Origin of the sequence: Bradyrhizobium sp. 26S5, from assembly GCF_036923295.1 — a bacterium.
GTDB classification, from domain to species: Bacteria; Pseudomonadota; Alphaproteobacteria; order Rhizobiales; family Xanthobacteraceae; genus Bradyrhizobium; species Bradyrhizobium septentrionale.
The window spans coordinates 4,363,497-4,384,410 of the sequence record NZ_CP145948.1 but is presented as its reverse complement, the minus strand read 5'-3'; the positions used below and the strand labels follow the sequence as shown (position 1 = coordinate 4,384,410).

General features: G+C 64.8%; 18 protein-coding genes. 12 read left to right on the top strand and 6 right to left on the bottom strand.

What is annotated here, in order from left to right; all coding sequences use genetic code 11:
* Positions 1–990 carry a zinc-dependent alcohol dehydrogenase family protein gene (locus tag V5279_RS20080; RefSeq protein ID WP_338700292.1) on the bottom strand — a complete coding sequence of 330 codons (990 nt, stop codon included), beginning with the start codon at positions 988–990 and terminating at the stop codon, positions 1–3.
* 117 nt (positions 991–1,107) lie between these two features.
* On the opposite strand from V5279_RS20080, the gene V5279_RS20075 reads away from it, so the two are divergent.
* From V5279_RS20075 to V5279_RS20045, 7 genes are all read left to right on the top strand, one after another.
* Positions 1,108–2,085: a LysR family transcriptional regulator gene (locus tag V5279_RS20075; RefSeq protein ID WP_338700290.1), complete on the top strand. Its 978-nt coding sequence runs from the start codon at positions 1,108–1,110 to the stop codon at positions 2,083–2,085.
* A gap of 254 nt (positions 2,086–2,339) precedes the next feature.
* On the top strand, positions 2,340–2,732 hold the full coding sequence (locus V5279_RS20070) for a VOC family protein (RefSeq protein ID WP_029082276.1): 393 nt from the start codon (positions 2,340–2,342) through the stop codon (positions 2,730–2,732).
* A gap of 149 nt (positions 2,733–2,881) precedes the next feature.
* The gene (locus V5279_RS20065; RefSeq protein ID WP_338700287.1) at positions 2,882–4,186 is read left to right on the top strand and encodes an SLC13 family permease; all 1,305 of its coding nucleotides are present in this window, start codon (positions 2,882–2,884) and stop codon (positions 4,184–4,186) included.
* Positions 4,187–4,302: 116 nt separating this feature from the next.
* Positions 4,303–5,511, top strand: a complete 1,209-nt coding sequence (gene chrA, locus V5279_RS20060) for a chromate efflux transporter (protein WP_338701305.1) — start codon at positions 4,303–4,305, stop codon at positions 5,509–5,511.
* An 87-nt stretch (positions 5,512–5,598) separates the two neighbouring features.
* Positions 5,599–6,753 carry an acyltransferase gene (locus V5279_RS20055; RefSeq protein WP_338700285.1) on the top strand — a complete coding sequence of 385 codons (1,155 nt, stop codon included), beginning with the start codon at positions 5,599–5,601 and terminating at the stop codon, positions 6,751–6,753.
* A gap of 947 nt (positions 6,754–7,700) precedes the next feature.
* Positions 7,701–8,849 carry a ribonuclease D gene (rnd, locus tag V5279_RS20050; RefSeq protein WP_338700283.1) on the top strand — a complete coding sequence of 383 codons (1,149 nt, stop codon included), beginning with the start codon at positions 7,701–7,703 and terminating at the stop codon, positions 8,847–8,849.
* Positions 8,850–9,216: 367 nt separating this feature from the next.
* Positions 9,217–9,420 carry a cold-shock protein gene (locus V5279_RS20045; RefSeq protein WP_021079877.1) on the top strand — a complete coding sequence of 68 codons (204 nt, stop codon included), beginning with the start codon at positions 9,217–9,219 and terminating at the stop codon, positions 9,418–9,420.
* An 80-nt stretch (positions 9,421–9,500) separates the two neighbouring features.
* Here the strand turns inward: V5279_RS20045 and purN are convergent, their stop codons facing one another.
* On the bottom strand, positions 9,501–10,151 hold the full coding sequence (gene purN / locus V5279_RS20040; RefSeq protein ID WP_338700278.1) for a phosphoribosylglycinamide formyltransferase: 651 nt from the start codon (positions 10,149–10,151) through the stop codon (positions 9,501–9,503).
* Entirely contained in the window at positions 10,148–11,221 is a 1,074-nt protein-coding gene (gene purM, locus V5279_RS20035; protein ID WP_338700276.1) for a phosphoribosylformylglycinamidine cyclo-ligase, read from the bottom strand. The genes purN and purM overlap by 4 nt, the downstream gene beginning before the upstream one ends.
* Before the next feature lie 160 nt (positions 11,222–11,381).
* Between purM and V5279_RS20030 the strand changes: the two genes are divergently transcribed.
* The 4 genes from V5279_RS20030 to ppx all read left to right on the top strand — a co-directional run bounded on the left by V5279_RS20030 (position 11,382) and on the right by ppx (position 16,515).
* On the top strand, positions 11,382–11,924 hold the full coding sequence (locus tag V5279_RS20030; RefSeq protein ID WP_028332358.1) for a CDP-alcohol phosphatidyltransferase family protein: 543 nt from the start codon (positions 11,382–11,384) through the stop codon (positions 11,922–11,924).
* A 61-nt stretch (positions 11,925–11,985) separates the two neighbouring features.
* Positions 11,986–12,663, top strand: coding sequence for a DnaA ATPase domain-containing protein (locus tag V5279_RS20025; protein ID WP_338700272.1), 678 nt, complete (start codon positions 11,986–11,988; stop codon positions 12,661–12,663).
* Positions 12,664–12,795: 132 nt separating this feature from the next.
* Positions 12,796–15,000, top strand: coding sequence for an RNA degradosome polyphosphate kinase (locus tag V5279_RS20020; RefSeq protein WP_338700270.1), 2,205 nt, complete (start codon positions 12,796–12,798; stop codon positions 14,998–15,000).
* A gap of 12 nt (positions 15,001–15,012) precedes the next feature.
* Positions 15,013–16,515 (top strand): exopolyphosphatase, encoded by a 1,503-nt coding sequence (gene ppx, locus V5279_RS20015; RefSeq protein ID WP_338700268.1) that lies wholly within the window; start codon positions 15,013–15,015, stop codon positions 16,513–16,515.
* Positions 16,516–16,529: 14 nt separating this feature from the next.
* On the opposite strand, the gene V5279_RS20010 is transcribed toward ppx, so the two are convergent.
* From V5279_RS20010 to ndk, 3 genes are all read right to left on the bottom strand, one after another.
* Positions 16,530–18,395: a radical SAM protein gene (locus V5279_RS20010; RefSeq protein WP_338700266.1), complete on the bottom strand. Its 1,866-nt coding sequence runs from the start codon at positions 18,393–18,395 to the stop codon at positions 16,530–16,532.
* Between the two features lie 423 nt (positions 18,396–18,818).
* Positions 18,819–19,658: a TerC family protein gene (locus tag V5279_RS20005; protein ID WP_166296177.1), complete on the bottom strand. Its 840-nt coding sequence runs from the start codon at positions 19,656–19,658 to the stop codon at positions 18,819–18,821.
* A 110-nt stretch (positions 19,659–19,768) separates the two neighbouring features.
* Positions 19,769–20,191, bottom strand: coding sequence for a nucleoside-diphosphate kinase (gene ndk / locus V5279_RS20000; RefSeq protein WP_166296180.1), 423 nt, complete (start codon positions 20,189–20,191; stop codon positions 19,769–19,771).
* A 345-nt stretch (positions 20,192–20,536) separates the two neighbouring features.
* Here ndk and V5279_RS19995 point away from each other — a divergent pair, with 345 nt between their 5' ends.
* Entirely contained in the window at positions 20,537–20,800 is a 264-nt protein-coding gene (locus tag V5279_RS19995) for a sulfur globule protein precursor (protein ID WP_166296182.1), read from the top strand.
* Positions 20,801–20,914 lie beyond the last annotated feature (114 nt).

Here is a 20,914-nt window from a genome sequence, read left to right as displayed (position 1 = left end):
TCACACCGTCACGACGATCTTGCCGAACTGCACGTTCGACTCCAGGTACCGATGCGCCTCGACGATCTCCTCGAACGGAAACGTCCTGGCGATGATCGGTTTCAGCGCGCCGTCGGCAAGCCCATCGAGGGTGAACGCCTTTGCCGCGGCCAGCCGCGCCGGATCGCGGACGATCTCGTGCACGCGGTAGCCGCGCAGGATTAGGCTCTTGCTCAGCACGGTGAACAGCGGAAACGGCGTCGGCTCCGGACTGAGCCCGCCATACTCGATGAGGATGCCGCCGTGCGCCATCGCTGATGTCAGCGGCATGAAGGCGGGGCCACCGACTGCGTCGAGCACCACACGAACACCGATCGGCCCCGCGATGCCCTCGAGCCGCAACTGTAAATCCTCCTCCGCCGACGCAATGACGTGGGCAGCGCCCGCCTCAAGCAGCGCCTGCTTCTTGATGGAGGTCCGCGTCACCGCGATCGGTATCGCACCAATACGATTGGCGATCTGGATCGCCGCTAGCCCGACGCTGCTCGAGGCTGCCGTGATCACGACGAACTCCGCACGGGCGAGCCGCGCAACATCGATCAAGGCGCCATATGCCGTGAGGTACTGCATCCACACTGCGGCCGCCGTCTCGAACCCCAGCGCCGGCGGATGCTTGACGACCAGTTCGGCCGGGAACGTCGCGAGTTCGCCATAAGCCGGCCAGCGCGCCATCGAGATCGGCGGCACGATGCTGACGGCATCCCCGGGCGCGAAACCGCCGGCGCCCTCGCCGATCGCCTCGACGATGCCGGCAGCTTCGAGGCCGAGGCCGGATGGCAGCGTCGGCGTCTCGATATAGGTCCCCGTACGCATCAAGGCCTCGGCGCGGTTCAGTCCGAGCGCCTTGATCCGGATCTGGATCTCGCCGCGCGCAGGTGGCGCGATCGCCACATCCTCGATCCGCAGCACCTCGGGACCACCATGTTGATGGAAACGAACGACGCGAGCCATTGGCAACACTCCAAAACAGTTGAATTGCAAAACAGTTTGCTTGAATGAAGCTATGCCAAGGCAAATTCAGTAGATAAATCATCCCGCAGACTAAGCAGTCAAAACTGGGGGTTTCGAATGATGGACCGCTTGACCAGCATGGCCGTCTTTCTCAAGGCGGTCGATCTCGGCTCCTTCGCCGCCGCCGCCGAGGCGCTTGAGATGTCCGGTCCGATGGTCGGCAAGCATGTCCGCTTCCTCGAAGCGCGGCTCGGCGTCCGCCTGATCCACCGCACCACGCGACGCCAGAGCCTGACCGAGTTCGGACACGTCTATTACGAGCGCTGCCGCACGGTGCTTGCCGAAGCGGACGCGGCCGATGCGCTCGCTTCCGATCAACTGTCCGAACCACGCGGACGGCTGCGGGTGACGATGCCGGCCCTGCTCGGCCGCATTTGCGTCGTCCCCACGTTGCTCAAGCTGGCGCAGAAATATCCTGCGCTGGAGCTCGATCTCGCGTTCGGCGATCCGGTCGCCGATCTGATGGAGGGCGGCTACGACCTTGCGATCAGGACCGGCGAGCTCAACGAGCAATCCGGCGTAATCGCGCGGCGCATCGCGCGCCAGCGCATGGTGGTGTGCGGCTCGCGCGCGTATTTGAAGGCCCACGGCAAACCCCGCGCGCTCGACGAACTCGACCAGCACCAGGCGATCGTCTATCGCCGCTCCGGGGGCGTTCGCCCGTGGCTGTTCCCGCGCGACGGTCAGCCGCCGCGAGAAGTCTGGCCGGCCGGCCGGCTCAGGCTCGACGATCTCGAAGCGATCGCCGACGCTGCGGCGCGCGGCATGGGGCTGGCGTGGCTGCCTCCTGGCTGGTGCGCGAACGCCTCGACAGCGGCGCGCTGGTCCGCGTTCTCGGCACCGAAGGAGAACTTCCCTACGACTGCCACGCGCTCTGGCTGCCGACGCCGCGACTGCCGCGCAAAGTCCGGCTTGCCGTGGACGCACTCGCAGCCGCGCTGCCGAAACTCGTGGCGTAGCGCGATCGCCTTGTTCCCGCGGCACCACGTGAGCGTTAACTCACCCTCCACCATGCAAGGAGGCCGGCCGTGGTAACCATAAGGCTTAACAGCGCGTCAACGCTCCCCCAACAAGTCTAACTGTTTCTAATGGGGGAGGACGGCCCGTGGACGCATTTGCATTTGAATTTATGGGATTGGCGATGATTGCGCTGTGCCTCGTCGTGCTGGCGATGCCGGCGGCGCGCCGGCCGTCGAAGAACATGCGCTACGAGTGAGCAGCTGGCGCGGATCGGTGTGTGATAGACCGGCGTCCCGCTCGGGCCGTCCCGTCAATGGAGGAGATCGTTCATGTTGGACCACGTCTCCATCACCGTATCCAACATCCGCGTTGCCGAGCCCTTTTACGACGCCGTGATGGCGGCGCTCGCCGTCACCAAGATGAGCAGTGGTGAGGCGTGGATCAGCTACGGCGAGCGCTGTGACGCAGATCATCCAGACCTGACCTATTTGCTGATCCGCCCAGGACCTGTGCCCGAAGCAGCATACGGGCGGCATTGGTGCTTCAAGGCGCAACTCAGGGAGCAGGTTGACACCTTTTGGCGTGCCGGGCTTGCGGCAGGCGGATCGGACGACGGCGCGCCGGGTCTTCGGCCCGAATATCATCCACACTATTACGGAGCGTTTCTACGCGACCCGGACGGCAACCGTATCGAAGCCGTCTGCCATCGGCGTTCCGCGTAAAGCCGCATCGGCCTCCACATTGACTCCACGCCGCGCGCCGCTCGTCCCACCGTCCCGACACCTCAGCCTTGCCTGACCGCGGCCGCACAGCCGCCTTCCGCGGTGCTATGGTCGCACCGTCCCGCCGTCGCGCCATTTGATTCCCTGCCATGACCGAGACCGCCTCCTCGCTGATCCATCCCGGCTGGTTTGCCGCGATCGCCATCCTGTTGTGGGCCACCAGCCTGCTGCCGGAATTCCTCACCGCGCTGCTGTTCTTCGCCGCGGTCGCGGTGTTTCGCGCTGCGCCGCCGGACGTGCTGTTCTCCGGCTTCCAGTCGGAAGCGTTCTGGCTGGTGCTCGGCGGCTTCGTGATCGGCAGCGCGATCCGCAAGGTCGGGCTCGCCGACCGGATCGCGCGCGCCCTTGCCGGACATCTCACCGGCTCCTGGCTCCGGATGGTCGCCGGCGTCATTGTGCTGACCTATGCGCTGGCCTTCGTGATGCCCTCGAACATGGGCCGCATCGCACTGTTGATGCCGATCATCCTGGCGCTGGCCGAACGCGCCGGGCTATCGGAGGGATCGCCGGGCCGTTACGCGCTCGCGCTCGCGGTGGGTTTTGGCACCTATCAGCTCTCGGCGTCGATCCTGCCGGCGAATGTGCCGAACCTGATCATGACCGGCGCCGCCGAGCGGGCCTATGGCGTGCGTTTCGACTACATGTCGTATCTCGTGCTGCACGCGCCCGTGATCGGCATCCTCAAGGGCATCGTGCTGATCGGCTGTCTGGTGTGGCTGTTTCCGGCATCGCCCAAGCCGATCGAGGGCGGCACCGAGACGACACCCATGAGCGCGGCGGAATGGCGGCTCTCGATCATCCTGCTTGCCACGCTCGCATTCTGGATGACGGATAGCCTGCACGGCATTCGCCCGGCATGGGTCGGGCTGGTCTCGGCATGCCTCTGCCTGCTGCCGCGCGTGGGTTTCCTCAACGGCGAGGAATTCGCCGCCGGCGTCAATGTCCGCACCTGCATCTATCTCGGCGGCATCCTCGGGCTTGCCGCTGTGGTCGCCTGGTCCGGGCTCGGCACTGCGATCGGCGATCTCATCATTCCGCATCTGCCGCTCGATCCGGCGCGGCCGGCGGCGGATTTCGCATCGATGATCGGGCTCGCCAGCCTGCTCAACTTCGTGGTCACCGCCAACGGCGTGCCTGCGGTGTTCACGCCGCTGGCCTCCTCGCTCGCCGCACACACCGGCTTGAGCCTTCCGACCGTGCTGATGTCGCAGGTGTTCGCCTATGCGACGCCGCTGTTGCCGTATCAGGCGGCCCCGATCGTCGTCGCCGCCGGCATGGCGCGGGTGCCGGCCGGCGCGACGGTGAAGATGTGCCTCCTCGTCGGCTTGATCTCGTTCGTCGTGCTCGCACCGCTCTATCTCGTCTGGTTCAAGTTGCTCGGCTGGATCGGCTGAGCGGCGTCGCAAGAAATATCGCGCTCAGGCGTCACCAAAGGGCGATATCCTTCGCTGATGAGTCCACTGACATGTGATGCAAGTCCGGGAATTGACGACGCTTGAACGACACCGATATGCAGCAATCCAGCACACCGCCCTCAACTGCGCGCGCCGGCCATTCGCCGCTCGAGGTGCTGCTCATTTTCCTCAAGCTCGGCGTCACCTGCTTCGGCGGCCCGATCGCCCATATCGGCTATTTCCGCGACGAGTTCGTCACCCGCAGGCGCTGGCTTGACGAGCAGGCCTATGCGGATCTGGTCGCGCTCTGCCAGTTCCTGCCGGGCCCTGCGAGCAGCCAGGTCGGCTTTTCGCTCGGCCTGATGCGCGCCGGCTACCTCGGCGCGCTGGCGGCCTGGACCGGCTTCACGCTGCCGTCAGCGATTGCGCTGGTGCTGTTTGCCTTCGGCGCCGGCGGATTGAGCGGCCCGGCCGGCGCAGGCCTGGTGCATGGCCTCAAGCTCGTCGCGGTCGCGATCGTGGCGCAAGCCGTCTGGGGCATGGCGCGGTCGCTCTGTCCCGACCGCGAGCGCGCCTCGATTGCGACAGTGGCGGCACTGGTGATCCTCGCGAGCGCTTCGTCGATCGCGCAGATCGGCGCCATCATTCTCGGCGCGGTCGCCGGGCTCTGGCTCTGCCGGGCACAACCGGCCGACGGCGTCACCCACATCGCAATGCCGGTGTCGCGCCGCGTTGGCGTAGGCGCGCTGATCCTGTTCCTCGCGCTGCTCGTCGGACTGCCGCTGCTGGCCCGGACATGGCCCGGCCTCGGCCTGTTCGAGGCCTTCTACCGCTCCGGCGCACTGGTGTTCGGTGGCGGCCATGTCGTGCTGCCGCTTCTTCGCGAAGCCGTGGTGACGCCGGGCTGGATCGGCGACGATGCGTTCCTGACCGGCTACGGCGCCGCGCAGGCGGTGCCGGGCCCTCTGTTCACCTTCGCGGCCTATCTCGGCACCGTGATCGGCGGCGTGCCGGGCGCGATCGTTGGCCTCATCGGCATCTTCCTGCCGGGAATTCTCGTCCTGCTCGCGGCGCTGCCGTTCTGGGATGGTTTCCGCAAGCGGCCCTCGGCGCAGGCGATGATGCGCGGCGTCAACGCCGCCGTGGTCGGCATCCTCGGTGCGGCACTCTACGATCCGGTCTGGACCAGCAGCGTGCACCGTCCGCTCGATTTCGGCATCGCACTGGCGGGCTTCGTGTTGCTCACGGCATGGCGCGCCCCGCCGCTGCTCGTGGTCGCCCTCTGCGCGGCAGCCGGCGTCGCGACCGGGCTCCTGCAATTGTGAACAGCCGGGCTGGCCCTATCCCGGCCGGATTAAGGACGCCTTCATGCCTCGCCGCCAGAATGCCGGGCCTGTTCCCCGGAGCGGCTGATGCCGGAAGTTAATGAGCAACCGGGCCCGACCAGGGTTCCGATACTGGACCTGCTGCGGCTCGCCGCGGTCGGGGCCGTGATCCTGTATCATTACGGCTTCTGGGGTCCAGCATCGCACGGCGTTCAGCAGGTCGCGATGCCGTATCTCGCGCCGGTCGCGCAATATGGTTTCCTCGGCGTCCCCGTGTTCTTCGCGATCAGCGGCTTCGTCATTGCCTACTCTGCCGAAGGCCGCACGCCGGTCGGCTTCGCGATCGCCCGCTTCAGCCGCATCTATCCAACCTTCGTCATCTGCATGACGCTGACCTTCCTCGCGACGCTGCTCGTGGGCCATGCATGGTTCCACGTAACGTGGGGGCAATGGCTGGCAAACCTGTTCATTGCGGCACCGATGTTCGGTCAGCCCTATATGGACGACGCCTACTGGTCGCTGGTGATCGAGGTCGTGTTCTACGTCTGGGTCGCGCTGTTCCTGGCCTGGGGCATCTTCCCGCGGCGGATCGACACGATCATCGTGGCATGGATCGCCATCACCTTCGTCAACGAACTGACCCTCGACATTCCCATGTTCGAGAAACTCTTCATGGCCGACGACAGCGGCTTCTTCGCCGTCGGGCTCCTGATCTATGAACATTACCGGGGACGGCGCGACACCAGGCTCTACAGCCTGCTGACGCTGGCGATGGGAACGGCGACGTTCCAGGCCGTGCACAAGCTGGAACGGCTCGGCGTCCACACCCATGGCAGCTTCGACCCCATGGTCGTTACGGCCATCTGCATCGTCTCGCTCGGCATCGTGTTCGCCGCCACCCGCATCAAGTCCGTGCCGCTGCCGGCTGGCCTCGTCAGCGCCGTGGGCGGCATCACCTATCCGCTCTATCTGCTGCATCTGCAGCTCGGTTACGTGATCCTGCTTGCGATGACGCCAACGCCGGATGCGCTTTCGACCGCGCTCGTTCTCACAGCCGTCGTCGTGCTGGCGTGGTTTGTCTGGCGCTTCCTCGAAGCTCCCGCGCATGGTCTCGTCAGGGACAAGCTCACGCTGCTGGCCTCGCGGCACGGATGGCCGTCGCGCATTCGCGCGCGGGAGGCCCGGGTCGATCGGGACCGCATCACCGCGTCGGTCGAGGCCGGCCAAATCGCCAATCACTGAGTTGCCCGACGGCGCAAGCCCCCGCAGCAAAAATATTTCGCTTTATCAGAAATTCAACTCGGTGTATGGTTCGCCCGTCTCACCCGATCGAGGGGCGCTGCGCATCGTCACGGGTGTTGCGGTGAGATGCGGTGGACGCCGAGCGTGGCACTGACGAGAACACGCAAGGCGGACGGTGAAGTCGTGTGGTCCTGACGCCCTAGTGGCCGGTGTCCCCTCGCAGAACGCGCAAGCGTTCTTGCGAAGGCGGTGACAAACAAGCCAAGTCTCGCCGGGGAGAGCACGAAGTAAGCCGTAACCCATCGCGCAGGGAAAGCCGGGTTGTTTCCGGTTACACCTGTGGTCCTACCCCCGAGCTTTCTACCTTTGCTCGGGGCCCATGGGTGCGATCGGCACCCGGCTTTCCCTGCGCCCTCTGTTCAAGGAGAGGGCGGAACGAGAAGCAAAGCTCGGACAAATCATGTCGCGAGAATGCGGAGCTGCGTCCCCACCCACACTGTCATCGCCCGGCTTGACCGGACGATCCAGTACGCCGCGGCCTCTCGGCTCAAGCACTGGCGTCTCTGGAATACTGGATCACCCGCATGCGCGGGTGATGACAGCGCGTGGTGTGACGCCTTGAATCGAGAACCATCCTCATCGTCGTCCTGGCCTAGTGCGCAATTGCGCACGGGAGCCAAGACCCATTACCCCAAGTGCCAATTGCCGCACGAAGTCGGGGGCCGCGATCCCCCGGCCAACGAATTTCGGTGGTTATCGGTCCTGGCTTTCGCCAGGATGACGGACGAATTCGCGGCCCGACCCGGCCGAAAACGCCCTCGAATCGCGCCCAATCAATTCAAAATTGCCCTGCCCCTCACCTCGTGCAGGGCCAAAATCCCAGCAAGACCCTTGACATAGCTGCCCTTTCGGCAGAACGCGTGGGGTCAAGCCGTCATGGACTGTTCATGGATCTGATTAGCACGACCCCCGACCTCGCCGCCGCCTGCGACCGGCTCGCTCAACACAAGGTCATCACCGTCGACACCGAGTTCCTGCGGGAGACGACCTACTATCCGCTGCTCTGCGTCGTGCAGATGGCGAGCGCGGACGAAGCCGTCGTGGTCGACGCGCTGGCGCCCGGCGTCGACCTCAAGCCGTTCTTCGATCTGATGTCGAACGAGGCCGTGCTGAAGGTGTTTCATGCCGCCCGGCAGGACATCGAAATCGTCTGGCACCTCTCCGGCACCATCCCGCATCCGATCTTCGACACCCAGGTCGCCGCCATGGTGCTCGGCTATGGCGACAGCATCGCCTATGACCAGCTCGTCGATCGCGTCACCGGCCACCGCCCCGACAAGACCCATCGCTTCACCGACTGGTCGCGCCGCCCGCTGAGCGACGAGCAGTTGCACTACGCGGTCTCCGACGTCACCCATTTGCGCGAAGTCTTCGCAGCACTCGACGCCGATCTCAGGAAGCGCGACCGCAGCGAGTGGGTCAGCGAGGAGATGGAGGTCCTGACCTCGCCGAAGACCTACGATTTCCATCCCGAGCGTGCCTGGGAGCGGCTCAAGACCCGCGTCCGCAAGCCGCGCGAACTCGCGGTGCTGATCGAGGTCGCGGCCTGGCGCGAGCAGGAGGCGCAGAGCCGCGACGTGCCGCGCTCGCGCGTGCTCAAGGACGATGCGGTCGGCGATATCGCCACCCATGCGCCGACCTCGCTCGACAAGCTCGGCAATCTGCGTTCGCTGCCGAAGGGTTTTGAGCGCTCGAAATGGGGCGCCGACATCATTGCTGCCGTGCAGCGCGGGCTGGCGCGCGACCAGGCGTCGCTTCCCAAGCTGGAAAAGCCCCGCAACAACTCCAATGGTGCCGCGACCGTCGAGCTGCTGAAGGTGCTGCTGCGCATGACCTCGGAGCGCCACGGCGTCGCCAGCAAGGTGATCGCCACCGTCGACGATCTCGAGCAGATCGCGGCCGACGATCAGGCCGAGGTCGGCGCCCTGCACGGCTGGCGGCGCGAATTGTTCGGCGAGGCCGCGCTCAAGCTCAAGCACGGCCAGCTCGCGCTCGCGATCGACAAGGGCCGCGTGGTGCGGGTGGATCGGAGCTAGCGCACGTCGGGTCGGAGCCCTCTGCTGCGCGCGAAGCGGCAGCGCCCCGCACCGTCGGCCAGTGGCCGAATGCGCCATGGCGGCCTCCGCCGGCCACAGGCTCCGGTTGCGTCACGCGAAACTACCGCGGCGAGCTGGCTTGCTAAGGCGCAATTTTCGTGTTGCAATCGCTTCACAATCGGATTGCGGCCGTTCGACTGTGCGTTTCGCGACGTTGATATCCAAGGCTTCGAGAGGCGAAACTTCGGACTTGAAGACTTTGGATCTGAAGACCCCCGAATTGAACAGACAGCGGAAAGCCCGCTTGTGGCGTGGCACGTGGAAAACGTGGCCGCGTCTTTTTTATGTCTAAACTGGGAGAGAGACGATGCCGAAGGGTACCGTCAAATGGTTCAACCCGACCAAAGGATACGGGTTCATCAAGCCGGCCGTCGGCGACAAGGATGTGTTCGTCCACATCTCGGCGGTCGAGCGCGCCGGGTTGAGCACACTCAACGAGAACCAGACGGTCGAGTACGAGCTGGTGGAGAACCGCGGCAAGGCGTCGGCAGAGAACCTCAAGGTTCACTGAACGTCGCTGTCGGCGGATTTCATCCTGATGCCTCCCCCGGTCGCATCACCCCGGGGGACTACCCTCGGCGCGAGCGTGCCCTAGCTCTGCGGCGCGATCAGCGTGCTGTCGGTCGCCGCGCTGCCCTGCGTCTTGCAGAGCTCGCCTTCGAGCTTCAGCCGGCCGGACGCCAGGAGCCGCAGCGCTTCCGGATAGATGCGATGCTCGATTCCGATCACGCGTGCGGCGAGCGTCTCGGGCGTGTCGTCGTCAGCCACCGTGACCGCGCCCTGCATCACGATCGGACCGGCATCGGTCTCCGGGATCACGAAATGTACCGTCGCTCCCGACAGCTTGACCCCTGCGCGCAAGGCCTGGCCGTGCGGATCGAGGCCGGGGAAACACGGCAGCAGCGAAGGATGGATGTTGAGCATCCGGCCGTACCAGTGCCGGGCGAATTCGGCGGTGAACAGCCGCATGAAGCCGCCAAGGCAGATCAGCTCGACCTGCCTGTCGTCGAGCGCTTTCTGCAGCACCGCCTCGAAGCCGGCGCGGTCTTTGCCGAACGGCTTGCTCTCGATGACGATGGTCGGAATGCCGCTCGCGGCCGCCTTCTCGAGCCCGCCTGCGTTGGCGCGGTTGGAGATCACGGCGACGATCTCGGCCGGAAAATCCGCAGCTTTGGCAGCCTCGATCAGCGCGGCCATGTTGGAGCCGCGGCCGGAAATGAGAATGGCTGTGCGGCGCTTCATCGCGAGAGATCGAGATGACCGTTATAGACCACGCGATGCTCACCTTTGGCTTCGATCACCTCACCGAGCAGCGTCACGGTCTCGCCGCCGGCGGTGAAGGCCTCGGTCACCGCATCGACCGCGTTCGGCCTGACGATCGCGATCATGCCGATGCCGCAGTTGAAGGTGCGCAGCAGCTCGAGCTCGGCGATGCCGCCCTGCTCGGCCAGCCATTTGAACACCGGCAGCACCGGCAGCCGCGCCAGATCGATGCCGACGCCGAGGTGCTTCGGCAATACGCGCGGAATGTTGTCGGTGAAGCCGCCGCCGGTGATGTGGGCGAGCCCCTTCACCGCGCCGGTCTCGCGGATCGCGCGCAGGCAGGACTTCACATAGAGCTTGGTCGGCGTCAGCAGCGCCGCGCCGAGCGTCATGACCGGCGCGAACGGCGCCGGCGCGTCATAGGCAACGCCGGATTGCTCGACGATCTTGCGCACCAGCGAGTAGCCGTTGGAGTGCACGCCCGAGGAGGCAAGGCCGATCACGGCGTCGCCCGCCGCGATATCGGCCGTCGGCAACAGGGTGCCGCGCTCGGCCGCGCCGACCGCAAAGCCGCCGAGGTCGTAATCGCCGTCCTTGTAGAGGCCGGGCATCTCGGCGGTCTCGCCGCCGATCAGCGCGCAGCCGGATTCGCGGCAGCCCTCGGCAATGCCAGCGACGATCTGCGCGGTGGCCTCCGGATGGAGCTTGCCACAGGCGAAATAATCGAGAAAGAACAGCGGTTCCGCGCCCTGCACGACGAGGTCGTTGACCGACATCGCGACCAAATCGATGCCGATGCCGCCATGGATGCTGGTCTCGATCGCGATCTTCAGCTTGGTGCCGACGCCGTCGGTGGCGGCCACCAGGACCGGATCCTTGAAGCCGGCGGCCTTGAGGTCGAACAACCCGCCGAATCCGCCGATCTCGGCGTCCGCACCCGGCCGCGCGGTGGCCCGCACCATCGGCTTGATCAGATCGACCAGACGATTGCCGGCGTCGATATCGACACCCGAATCCGCGTAAGTGAGCCCGTTTTTGCGCTCGGTCATGCCCAATTCCAGATGATAAGGGGCTGGTTACGAGGAATTCCGCCCCCGCGCAATGGCTCGCGGCAATGCTGCTGCGATACTATGTAGATAACATCCGGCCACTGCGCAAAAGAGCCGGATATCGAGTAAAATCAGGCTTCTAGCCGGGAAGCGACTCAAGTTGAGCATTCCGAATATCATCACCCTCGGCCGCATCATCCTGGTGCCGGTGATCGTCTGGGCCATCGTGTCCAGCCAGATGGAGATCGCGTTCGCGATCTTCGTGATCGCCGGCGTCTCGGACGCAGTCGACGGTTTCCTCGCCAAGCGCTTCAACATGACGAGCGAGCTCGGCGCCCTGCTCGACCCGCTCGCCGACAAGGCGCTGCTGGTGTCGATCTATGTCGCGCTCGGAATCTGGGGCGCGGTACCGCGCTGGATCGTGATTCTGGTGGTGTCGCGCGACATCATGATCGTCTCCGCCGTGATTGTGTCATGGTTGTTCGACAAGCCGGTCGAGATGAAGCCGCTGATGGTGTCGAAGCTCAACACGGTGGCGCAGGTCGCATTCGCAGCGCTGGTGCTGGCCTCGCTCGGCTTCGGCTTCCAGCCGCACCCCTACGACCTGATCCTGATGGGTTTGGTCACGATCTTTACTTTGGGTTCGGTGTCCCTCTATCTCGTGGAGTGGGTGCGGCACATGAGCACGATCGAAGCTCGGTAGGCATGATCCGGAAAAGTGGAAGCCGGTTTTCATGCTAAAATGAAGCGGTTTGGAGACTTGCGTGGCCGGTAGCGTTCAACCTCGTCAATTGGCCTTGGCCCTGCCGCACGAGGAGAAACTGACCCGCGACGATTTCCTCGAGGGGCCCGCCAATGAGGCTGCGCTGGCGCTGATCGATGGCTGGCCCGACTGGCCGAACCGAATCATGCTGCTGGTGGGACCGGACGGCTCCGGTAAAAGCCACCTCGCCGCGATCTGGACCGAGAGCGCCGGCGCGCGCTCGACCGCCGCGCATGCGCTGACCGCCGAGGCGGTGCCGACCGCGCTTGCGACCGGAGCGCTGGTGGTCGAGGACCTGAGGCCGTCGGATTTCGACGAGCGCGCGATGTTCCATCTGATGAATCTCGCGCGCCAGGACGATGCCTTCGTGCTGATCACGGCGCGCATTCCGCCGTCAGCGTTCGAGATCGAATTGCGCGACCTGCGCTCCCGGCTCCGCGCGGTGCCGACGGTGACGCTGCTGCCGCCCGACGACCAGCTGTTCCGCGGCCTGATCGTAAAATTCTGCGCCGACCGCCAGATGAACGTGGACGAGCCGCTGGTCAGCTACCTCTGCAACCGGATCGAGCGCTCCTATACCGCCGTCCGGCAGGCGGTCGAGCTCCTGGACACCGAGGCACTGCGGCTCGGCCGTCCGGTGACGCGGGCGCTGGCGGCGGAACTGTTGCGCGATGCCTGACGGGTCCCGCGGCTTGACGGCGCAGGCCGGCGGAACATCAATGTCATCGAAACGTCATCGCAATATCACATGGTCTGTGCGGCCCTCGGCTACACCGCTCCGGCTCCCTGCCCCGAATTGGACCAGCACTTGATGGACTCGGCACAAGCTACTGAAATCAAAGAAAAAGAGGCGGAGCTACCCGCCGTCCCGGCGATTGCATCCAGCCCCGAGCGATTCATCAACCGGGAGCTCTCCTGGCTGCACTTCAACCGCCGGGTGCTCGAGGAATCGGTCAATACCGGCCATCCTGTGCTGGAGCGGGTCCGCTTCCTGTCGATTTCGGCGAATAACCTTGACGAGTTCTTCATGGTCCGCGTCGCCGGCATCAAGGCGCAGGTCCGCGAAGGCATTGCCGAGCGCAGCCCGGACGGCCTGCTGCCGGCCGAGCAGCTCGTGATGATCAACAAGACCGTCTCACAGCTCGCCTCCGACCAGCAGGCGATCTGGAGCGATCTGCGGACGATCCTGTCCAAGGTCGGCATCCAGCTGGTCGACGGGCGCGACGTCACCAAATCCGAACGCACCTGGATCGAAGATCACTTCCTCCACAACATCTTCCCGCTGCTGACGCCGCTGGCGATCGACCCGGCGCATCCCTTCCCGTTCATCCCGAACCTCGGCTTCACGGTGGCGCTGCAATTGTCGCGGATATCCGACGGCAAGGCGATGAACGCGCTGATCCGCATGCCCGGCAAGATCGACCGCTTCATCCGCCTTCCCTCCACGAAGGACGGCGGTCCGGCGCGGCTGATCACACTCGAGCAGGCCACTGGTCTGTTCATCGGCCGCCTGTTCCCCGGCTACACCGTCAAGGGCCAGGGCGCGTTTCGCATCATCAGGGACTCCGAACTCGAAATCGAGGAAGAAGCCGAGGACCTCGTTCGCCTGTTCGAGACGGCGCTGAAGCGCCGCCGGCGCGGATCGGTGATCCGGCTCGAGATCGAAGCCAAGATGCCGGAAGAGCTCCGCAGCTTCGTGCAGCACGCTCTGTCGGCGGCGGATGATGAAGTGATCCTGGTCGACGGCGTGCTGGCGATGAACGAGCTGTCGCAGCTGACCCGCCTCGATCGCCCGGACCTCGAATTCCCGCCCTATGTGCCGCGCCATCCCGAGCGGGTGCGCGACCATGGCGGCGATATCTTCGCCGCTATCCGGCAGAAGGACCTCGTGGTCCATCATCCCTACGAGTCCTTCGACGTCGTCGTGCAGTTCCTGCAGCAGGCTGCGCGTGACCCCGACGTCGTCGCGATCAAGCAGACACTCTACCGCACCTCGAACAACTCGCCGGTCGTGCGCGCGCTGGCGGATGCCGCCGAGGCCGGCAAGTCGGTGACCGCGCTGATCGAGTTGAAGGCGCGCTTCGACGAGGAGGCCAATATCCGCTGGGCGCGCGACCTCGAACGCGCCGGCGTGCAGGTCGTCTACGGGTTCATCGAACTGAAGACGCACGCCAAGCTGTCGATGGTGGTGCGCCGCGAGGGCGGAAATCTCACGACCTATGTGCACACCGGCACCGGCAACTATCATCCGGTCACCGCGCGCATCTACACCGACGTCTCCTACTTTACGTCGGACCCGATCATCGGCCGCGACGTCGCGCGGGTGTTCAACTACATCACCGGTTATGCCGAGCCGAGCGACATCGAGAAGATGGCGGTGTCGCCGCTGACATTGCGCAAGCGGATCATCGAGCACATCCACGGCGAGATCGCCCACGTCAAACATGGCCGGCCCGGCGCGATCTGGATGAAAATGAACGCGCTGGTCGATCCCGACATCATCGACGCCCTGTACGAGGCCTCGCAGGCCGGCGTCTCGATCGAGCTCGTGGTGCGCGGCATCTGCTGCCTGCGGCCGGGGCTGCCGGGATTGTCGGAGAATATTCGCGTCAAATCGGTGATCGGCCGGTTCCTGGAACACGGCCGGATCTATTGCTTCGGCATGGGTCAGGGCCTGCCGAGCACAAAAGCTGCTGTGTATATCTCGTCCGCCGACATGATGCCGCGGAACCTCGACCGCCGCGTCGAGGTTCTCTGTCCGCTGCAAAATCCCACGGTGCATCAGCAGGTTCTCGAACAGATCATGGTCGCGAACCTGAAGGACACCGAGCAGAGCTGGCAATTGTTGCCGGACGGGTCGTCAACGCGTATGAAGGCCGCGAAAGGCGAAGAGCCGTTCAACCTGCATGACTACTTCATGACAAATCCGAGTCTGTCCGGCCGTGGTAAGTCTCTCAAGGAATCTTCACCGCGCCGGCTCACGCGTCGCAACGAGCGTCAGCAGCCATCGTCTTAAGGGGGCTTTCCTGTGAAGCGGCCGCGGAAGCGCGCTTCCAGCGTCGCTGTGATCGATATCGGCTCGAACTCGGTTCGTCTCGTGGTCTACGAGGCGATGGCGCGCAGCCTCGTCACGATCTTCAACGAGAAGGCGCTGTGCGGGCTCGGACGCGAGGTGCAGAGCACCGGCCTGCTCGCGACCGATGCGGTCAACAAGGCGCTCACCGCGCTGCGCCGCTTTCGCGCGCTGTGCAGGATCCAGCAGGTCGGCCGCGTCTATGCGATCGCGACCGCGGCCTGCCGCGACGCCAAGAACGGTCCGGACTTCATCGCCAAGGCCGAGCGCATCTGCGGCGCCAAGATCGAGATTCTGTCCGGACCGCGTGAAGCGAAACTGTCCGCGCTCGGCGTCGTGTCGGGCGTGCACAATCCGAACGGCATCGTCGGCGATCTCGGCGGCGGCTCGCTCGAGCTGATCGACGTCAAGGGCAACCGCGTGCGCAGCGGCGTGACGCTGCCGCTCGGCAGCCTCGCGCTGCAGGACCTCTCGGACAAATCGATCAAGCGCGCCGAACGCATCGTCAAGAACGAGTTGCTCGGCGTCGCCCAGCTCAAGACCGGGCGCGGCCGCACCTTCTACGCGGTCGGCGGCACCTGGCGCGCGCTGGCGCGCATTCACATCATCCAGAGCGGCTATCCGCTCAAGGTGATGCACGGCTACTCGATCCCGGCGGCCGACGCGCTCGACTTCGCGCAGCGGCTGCGGCGGCTGGCGGCCACCAACATGCTGGCCAACATCGAGTCGGTCGCCGATGCGCGGCGGCCGCTGCTGAGCTATGCCGCGCTGGTGCTGGAATACATCATCCGCGTCGCCCAGCCGAAGACCATCGTGTTCTCGACCTTCGGCGTGCGCGAGGGCCTACTCTACGAGATGCTGCCGCAGGCCGAGCGCGCCAAGGACGGGCTGGTCTGCGCCGCGCAGAACCTCAACGAACTGTTGTCGCGCTCGGCCCGCCACGCCCAGGAGCTGACGGCGTGGACCGACCGGCTGGTGCGCGTCGTCAGGCTGCGCGAGACCGAGGAAGACCGCAGGCTGCGTCACGTCGCCTGCCTGCTCTCCGACATCGGCTGGCGGGTGCATCCCGATCATCGTGGCGAGGAAACCCTCAGCCTGATCATGAACGGCAATTTCGGCTCGATCACCCATCAGGGACGCGCCTTCGTCGCGCTCTCGGTGTTCTATCGCTACGCCGGCCTCAGCGAGGAAAACGAACCGCCGTCGCAGATCCGCGCGCTGGTGACGCCGGCGATGGACGAGCGCGCGCGCGTGCTCGGCGCCGCGTTCCGCGTCGCGCATCTGATCACGGCGGCGCGCACCGGCGTGCTGCCGGCAACCCATTTCCGCACCCAGGGTCGCAAGCTGATGCTGGTGTTCGAGCACCGGATGGTAGATCTGGTCGCCGACCGTGTCGGCAGCCGCTTCAAGCAATTGGCGCGGCTGGTCGGGCGCGCCGGATCGATTGTTCGGCGCTAACTCTGGGCCTTGCATCAAGCGACTTGGGTGCCCGTCAGTCCGGCGATTCTCTTGAAATGAGCGACCGCAGCGCGGGCGCCCGCCGTCTTGGTGAGAAGGTCGAGCGTCTCATCACCGTCGTCGCTGACCGGCGTGAGCGCGCGGTCAAGATAGTTGCTGGCCCCCGGGGTGCAGGCGATGACCGTTTTCCAAATCAACAACCGCCCGATCGCCACGGTGAGGACGCTGTGCTTCACGAGCGTCTCCCAGCCAAAGCGCAGCCAGAACAGCCAGGAGTTCTCGCGCGGCAAGCCGGGTCGCCGCTCGGACGGATGCTTGAGGCGGAAAATCCCACCCTGAAGGGGATGTACCTTTTCGAGGCGATCCGTCGTCGAAAAAGTGAGTAGGTACTTTGCGAGATTGCCGATCGGAACGCCGGTGGCCGCGGCGCGTCGCAGCAGAACCTTCATGTGCTTGGGCGTATAATAGAGCTGCCAGGCCTCGTGATAGATGTCCTGCCACTCTTGCTTGCTCATCTTGGGATGGGCCGTACAGACGTGTTCGACATCGTAGCTGTTGAGGTCCGCTTCCATGGCTGTGCCGTTTTTCCAGAGCGTCTGGTGATCTTCGGAGCCGGGCAGCGGCGTCAGACAAAAGAACTCGAGAAGGTCGATCGGCAGTTCTTCCTGGATGATGGCGATGTCGCGTTTGATTGTCTCCGGCGTGTCGGCTGGAAAGCCCAGGATATAGCCCGCGATGGTCAAGATGCCCTGCTCCTTCCAGGCCAGCAGCATCTTTCGATACTCGGTGATCTTGTTCTGCCGCTTCTTCGCTAGCGCAAGATTGTCGGGGTTGATGTTTTCAAGTCCAATGAAGACCTTTGTTACTCCGGCGCGTTTTGCCTTTTCCATGAAGTTGGGGATCTTGTGGCATAGCGTGTCGACCTGGATCATCAGGCCGAGCGGGATGCCGTCCATTTCGCGGAGCTGGATGAGGCGATCGAAGGTCGATTCCCACTCTTTGTTGCGCGCAAAGTTATCGTCGGTGATGAAGAATTTTCGAATGCCTTGGGCCCAGTTGAGGCGCACGATGTGCTCCACATCGTCGGCCGATCGGTAGCGCGATTTGCGGCCCTGCACGTTGATAATGGTACAGAACGAGCACTGGTAGGGGCAGCCGCGGCCGGCATCGAAACTGGCGCTGGAGCCAAGCGTCCGTTCGATATATCGCTTCGGGAGGAACGGCACCGGCACGCCGTCCATGCCCGGCAACTCTTTCATGTAGTTGTAGAGCGGCGCGAGGCGTCCAGCAGCTACGTCGGCAATGACGGATTCAAGACGCCCTTCGGCTTCACCCGCGAATATGGCGACGCCCATCTCCCGGCAAGCGTCGAGTTCCACGGCGCGGCCATCCAGCATCGACAGGCAACCCGAGACATGAAAACCACCGATGGCGACGGCAATCCCGGCTGCCCGGAACGAACGGGCGATGTCGAGGGCGCGCGGATATTGGTTCGATTGAACGCCGATCAGGGCCACACATCCGAAATCGCCGTGACTCCTGAAGCGGCTCAGGAGCGCCGGGATGTCGATGCGCGTATTGGTCTCGTCGATGGCTTCAATATCAAAATCGACATCGGGCCCGAGCACCCGGCGTTCGGCGCAATCCGCCGCAATGCCATACACGGCCGCCAGCGAATTCGACGGCGTCATGGCGCGCCACCATCGGATCACGTATCCGTCATCATCGTAGTGAGACGGCTTGACCAGGATGAGCTGAAAGCGTCGCCTCGCCGCTATATCGGATTGCAGCACTAACTGTCTCCTGGTTGGCACAGTGCTGAAAATAAACACCGCGGCGGCCCATCTGCTGAAATCCACATCAGCAGCGGCGCCCGGCATTCGGTGCCTTCTGATCAGTGCTTTCAGCTTTCATTTCGCCCTGCAGCCCAGCCGATTAGTGTGAATTCGGATGGATCGAGATGCCCGTCGCGGTTGCGATCGGTCAGGGTAAACAGCCGTGCAAGGTAACTCTTCCACTCATCGCAGGTGTGGATGACGTTATGATTGGCGGCCCAGATGTCGGGTCATCTTTTGATGCCGCGGGCGTCGCCGCGAGCCGCAGGAACGGACTGTCCAGAAGCATCGCATGCAGTTCGGGCGGAATTAAGGGCAGATCCGATATCAGCGATGTGTCGTTACGAATCAGGGATCACCAATGGCAACGCCAAGGGTCTGACCCATCCGCCGCTAGAGTTCTTCCGCGTGGATTATATCCCTCACGTCGAGGACCGGACCAAGCGATCGCTCTACGGCCTCTGCCCGTCACGCCGCCTTGGCGGCGTGCTTGGCCTTCCGGACAGCGTGGCGGCGCCAGAGCGATCCCGCGACCAGCACCACGACGATGCCGAGCACCGCGAGCGTGATCTCGCCGCCGTTGCCGCCATGGCCGAATTGCGGCGACATCCCGACTGCGGCCAGCCAGGAATCGAGCTTGGCGCCGAGCGATCCGGCGAACAGCGCATCCAGCTTCGGATGTACCGCCGGATCGGTCGCGATGACGTCGCCCGCGATCCAGCCGAGCAGCGCGGCACCGGCCCAGACCAGGACCGGCAGCTTGTTGAGCAGCGCCATGATCAGCGCCGCGCCGGCCACGATCAGGGGAACGCTGATCGCAAGTCCGAGCACCAGCAGCGGAACGCTGCCGTTGGCGGCGGCGGCCACCGCGATCACATTGTCGAGGCTCATCACGATGTCGGCGACGACAACGATCTGAACCGCGGCCCACAGATGCGAGGCCGCATGCACGCTGTCCTCGTCCTCCTGCTCCGGCACCAGGAGCTTGGCGGCGATCACGATCAGCGCCAGTCCGCCGACCAGCTTCAGATAGGGAAGCTCCATCAGGCTGGCGACGATGCCGGTGAAGATGACGCGCAGCAGCACCGCCGCGGCGGCGCCGAGAATCATGCCCCACAGCCGCTGGCGCGGCGCGAGCCCGCGGCAGGCGAGCGCGATCACGAGCGCGTTGTCGCCCGACAGCAGAACGTTGATCCAGATGATCTTGCCGACGGCGACCCAGAAGGTCGGCGTCGCCATCTCGTTCTTGAACTGGGTGAAGAACGCGCCGATGTACGCGGGATCAAAGATCTGCCACAGCCAGTCCACAGCGAGTCCTATTCGGCCTTGCGGCCGCCCCTGGCGGCGGTCGTCCGCCGCTCCCCGGTTTAGTTCGACACGGTCCCGTCAGAGGACCGTGCCCCTTCAGTTGGACGGCGTTAGCCGACGATCTCGTTGCCGGCAAAGAATTGCGCGATCTCGATCACCGCGGTCTCCGGCGCATCCGAACCGTGCACCGAATTCTCGCCGATCGACTTCGCATAGAGCTTGCGGATGGTGCCCTCGGCGGCCTTCGACGGATCGGTCGCGCCCATCACGTCGCGATATCTGGGGATCGCGCCCTCGCCTTCCAGCACCTGAACCACCACCGGGCCCGAGGTCATGAAGTCGACCAGCTCGCCGAAGAACGGGCGCGCCTTGTGAACGGCGTAGAAGGTCTCGGCCTGGCCGCGGGTCATGCGGATGCGCTTCTGCGCCACGACCCGCAGGCCCGCCTTTTCGATCACTGCATTGACCGCGCCGGTCAGGTTGCGCTCGGTGGCGTCGGGCTTGATGATCGAAAAGGTGCGTTCAATCGCCATGATTTCGTCCTTGTAAACGGTGGCTGGGAGTTGCCGGGGCTTATATCGGCGCGATGGGGTGACGGCAAGCGACCCTGTGACGCGTTAGCCTTTAGTTTTGACGCATTTTCGCAACGAAAACCGTCATCTGCGCGGTCCCCGGGCGGACGCAGGTTCGGCCGACTTACCGCGATTTCACCTAGGTGAACCCATTCTGTCAGCGTCGTGCCGCTGTCGTTCAGCTCACCCCGCCTAGGCTCTCCATCGATCGGACGCCTTGCCGGCCCACCCGCAAGCCTCACAGGACGTCTCGGGAAACGATGTCACCGCGGGCGCATCACGCGCCCATACCTCGAGGAGACGATCATGTTACGCAAAATTTCGCTTGCCGCAGTCGCCGCGGTTTCGCTCGGTGCCGCGGCGCTCGCCCCGACCTCCGCTTCCGCCTGGGGTGGTTGGCATGGCGGCGGGCACGGTGGATGGCACCACGGCTGGTGGGGCGGACCGCGCGTCATCGTCGGAGGTCCCGCCTACTACGGTGGTTATGGCTACGGTGGCGGCTGCTATGTCCGCCGCGTGGTGCCGACGCCTTGGGGACCGCGCTGGCGCCTGGTCAACCGCTGCTACTGATCTGACCGACTTCCCCTATGCTCCCTGACTTGCCTCGCCCCGGCCCTGCGCCGGGGCTTTTTTCACGTCTACGGGAACCCGCCGCCCTGTGACGGGCCGCACTACTTCCAGGCG

Excerpts from the sequence above, each read along its gene's own strand:
- chrA (WP_338701305.1), top strand. The coding sequence starts at position 4,303 with ATGCAGCAATCCAGCACACCGCCCTCAACTGCGCGCGCCGGCCATTCG.
- purM (WP_338700276.1), bottom strand. The coding sequence starts at position 11,221 with ATGACCGAGCGCAAAAACGGGCTCACTTACGCGGATTCGGGTGTCGAT.
- V5279_RS20080 (WP_338700292.1), bottom strand. The coding sequence starts at position 990 with ATGGCTCGCGTCGTTCGTTTCCATCAACATGGTGGTCCCGAGGTGCTG.
- V5279_RS20075 (WP_338700290.1), top strand. The coding sequence starts at position 1,108 with ATGATGGACCGCTTGACCAGCATGGCCGTCTTTCTCAAGGCGGTCGAT.
- rnd (WP_338700283.1), top strand. The coding sequence starts at position 7,701 with ATGGATCTGATTAGCACGACCCCCGACCTCGCCGCCGCCTGCGACCGG.
- purN (WP_338700278.1), bottom strand. The coding sequence starts at position 10,151 with ATGAAGCGCCGCACAGCCATTCTCATTTCCGGCCGCGGCTCCAACATG.
- V5279_RS20020 (WP_338700270.1), top strand. The coding sequence starts at position 12,796 with ATGGACTCGGCACAAGCTACTGAAATCAAAGAAAAAGAGGCGGAGCTA.
- V5279_RS20070 (WP_029082276.1), top strand. The coding sequence starts at position 2,340 with ATGTTGGACCACGTCTCCATCACCGTATCCAACATCCGCGTTGCCGAG.
- ndk (WP_166296180.1), bottom strand. The coding sequence starts at position 20,191 with ATGGCGATTGAACGCACCTTTTCGATCATCAAGCCCGACGCCACCGAG.
- V5279_RS20010 (WP_338700266.1), bottom strand. The coding sequence starts at position 18,395 with ATGCCGGGCGCCGCTGCTGATGTGGATTTCAGCAGATGGGCCGCCGCG.
- V5279_RS20055 (WP_338700285.1), top strand. The coding sequence starts at position 5,599 with ATGCCGGAAGTTAATGAGCAACCGGGCCCGACCAGGGTTCCGATACTG.
- V5279_RS20065 (WP_338700287.1), top strand. The coding sequence starts at position 2,882 with ATGACCGAGACCGCCTCCTCGCTGATCCATCCCGGCTGGTTTGCCGCG.
- V5279_RS19995 (WP_166296182.1), top strand. The coding sequence starts at position 20,537 with ATGTTACGCAAAATTTCGCTTGCCGCAGTCGCCGCGGTTTCGCTCGGT.
- V5279_RS20045 (WP_021079877.1), top strand. The coding sequence starts at position 9,217 with ATGCCGAAGGGTACCGTCAAATGGTTCAACCCGACCAAAGGATACGGG.